General features: G+C 76.2%; 3 protein-coding genes. All 3 read right to left on the bottom strand.

From position 1 onward, the window contains the following. Positions 1-82: 82 nt before the first annotated feature. A complete protein-coding gene (locus ABWI04_RS42425) occupies positions 83-529 on the bottom strand; it encodes a DoxX family protein (RefSeq protein WP_345187203.1) in 447 nt (148 codons plus the stop codon). Positions 530-685: 156 nt separating this feature from the next. Then, complete coding sequence (locus ABWI04_RS42430) at positions 686-1,288, bottom strand: DUF6058 family natural product biosynthesis protein (protein WP_353835944.1); 603 nt, start codon at positions 1,286-1,288, stop codon at positions 686-688. Positions 1,289-1,345: 57 nt separating this feature from the next. Next, complete coding sequence (locus tag ABWI04_RS42435; RefSeq protein ID WP_353835945.1) at positions 1,346-2,437, bottom strand: hypothetical protein; 1,092 nt, start codon at positions 2,435-2,437, stop codon at positions 1,346-1,348. Positions 2,438-2,533: the final 96 nt, after the last annotated feature.

A 2,533-nucleotide genomic window follows, 5' to 3' on the forward strand; every position in this document is an offset into this window, starting at 1 on the left:
GGCGCGCGCGGCGGCCCCTTGTCGGGCGCGCCCCCGCCACCCCGCCGGCGCCGGCCCCCCCCCACCGCGCGGACGCGTCCGCTCAGCGCTTCAGCAGGCGCAGCACCCGGCGGGACTCGGCGCGGCGGTCCCAGGCGACGGCGGCGAACACGACCGCGAACGCCACGGGCAGCAGCGCCCACGCCGGCTCCAGCACCAGCAGCTGGGTGAGGGCGGCGCCGCCCATCAGGCCGATCAGCCCGGCCGCGGCGAGCCCCGCCAGCCGCGGGACGACCAGCCCGATCGCGCCTGCGGCCTCCACGGTCCCGGTCAGGTACCGCAGCCACTGGCCCCAGCCGATCTCCTCGAAGGTCCTGACGGCGTCGGCCTGGCCGGCGAACTTCGGCAGCGCCGAGGCGAAGAACAGGAACGCGGCGAGCAGGATCTGCGCGCCCCACAGCACCTTGCGCAGCGTGCGGCGCTCCCCGGTCGTGCGGGTGGTGGTGACGCGGGCGGCGGTGTGGGCGGCGGTGTGGGTCTGGGCGCTCATGGCGGCGGTCCTTCCGTGCTGTGTCTCATCGGCCTTTCACTGACGCGTCGCACGGCCGGCCGCCGGATCGACATCCCGCCCCGGATTTCTTCGAAGAATTTTCTGCGGCGGTGTCAGCGCAGGTGAGAGGTGGTGGACGTCACCGCGGTGGAGGCGTCAGGCGTCGCGCGGGTAGCGGGCGCGCACCGCGTCGACGCACCGGTCCCGCGACACTGGTCCCGCGAACCGCAGCCGGTCGTAGGCGGTGAACGGAGGCTCCAGCGCGTCGAGCTCGTCGACCAGGGCGTGCAGCCGCCGCGTCCACGCCGGCGTCCCGGCGTCCGGCTCCGCCGGCGCCGCCCCGATCGCGCTGACCAGGGCGTCCTTGTACTGGATGTTCTGCGGCGTCACCGAGCGCAGGCACACGTACTGCCCGTCGAGGTAGGCGGCCCATTCCGCCTCGGCGGTGCCCGGGTCGTCCCAGTGCGAGAGGAACCAGCCCCTCAGCGCGTCGATGCCTCCCGCCTGCCCGGCGAGGTCGAACAGGTCCGGTGGCACCATCTGCGCGCCGTCGGAGCGCAGGTAGCCGGGCAGGGGCAGCCTGCCCGCCAGCATCAGCCGCCGCACCTCGTCGGCGTCGCGGCCGGTGTCGCGGCACAGGTCGTCCAGGTCGGTGAACCAGGCGGTGACGTAGGCGTCGTCGGCGGCGGTCATCGGGTGGTCGCCGTTGACCTCCCGGAACCGCGCCGCCAGCCGCGCCTTCAACTCGGGGTCGCTCATACGCGGACGCTAGCCCGCGGTCGGTTCGCCGAGCACCGAAGCATCACCGCGCGGCGTTCACCAGGGCGACAGCACGAGCGCCTGGACGGCCAGCGCGGTCACCGCCTGCGCCGCCAGCCACGCCCGCACCCGGGAGCGGTCGACGGCCGCCGCGACCGTGAGCCAGGCGGCGAACGGCACCCAGATCCGCTCGACCTCGCCGCGCGTGACGCCGGACACGTCCAGCACCAGCACGCCGAGCAGCGCCGCACCCGCCAGCGCCGCCACCGCCGCCGCCGGTGCGACCGCCCGCGACCGCGGCCCCCGTCCCAGCACGCCCCGCCACAGCACGTCCCTCCATAGGGCGCCCCGGCACAGTTCGGTCAGCGTGCGCGGCAGCGCGTGCGCCACCGCCGGACCGGTCAGCAGGCCCAGCACCGCCAGGTTCGCGAACAGGAAGTAGGCGTAGGAGCGCTGCGCCGATCCGCGGCTGACCAGGTAGGTGTCCAGGGTGGCGCGGACGCCGTCGGGCCACCAGAACCCCAGCAGCGTGAACGCGGCCGGAACCACCGCCAGCCCGGCGCCGGCGGCCGCGAGAGCCCGCGCCCGCGGACGGCCCAGCACCACGACCGCGAGCGGCACCGCCAGCAGCGGCAGCAGCCCGTAGCTCAGATACGGCAGGCACCCCAGCAGCAGGCCGCCCGCCGCGGCCGGGACCAGCGCCCGGTTCCGCCCGCCGCGCGCGGCGAGCGCGAGCAGCGCCGTGCCCCAGGCCGCGACGGCCAGGAAGAACGCGTCCATCGCCGTCGCGATCCACACCGCCAGCGGCGCCAGCGCCAGGAACGGCACCGCCGCCCGCGCCGCGCGCTCCCCCGCCAGGCACCGCACCGTCACCGCGATCGCCGCCGCCGCCGACGTCCCGGCCGCGATGATGAGCGCCGCCGCCCAGCCGGTGCCGCCGAGACCGGCCTTCTCCAGTCCCCACAGCACCAGCATCGGCAGCGGCGGATGCCCCCGCACGTGCGTGGTGTAGCCGCCGAGCCGCTCGGTGAAGGTCCGCAGCCATTCCAGCGGGTCGGGGCGCAGCTGGACCAGGCCCGCCGGATACTCGGTCGGGGCGTCCAGCGGCCGGGCGAGCGCGCCCCACCCGTCGCAGACGGCCAGAGCCACCGCCCACGCGGCCGCCTGAGGAAACGTCTACGTTTGTCGCTCGTGGCGATCGGGGTGGACGGGGCGGTGCTGACCGCGACGGCGGCGAGCCTCGCG

It is taken from the genome of Actinomadura sp. NPDC000929 (genome assembly GCF_040492065.1).
Lineage (GTDB): Bacteria > Actinomycetota > Actinomycetes > Streptosporangiales > Streptosporangiaceae > Spirillospora > Spirillospora verrucosospora.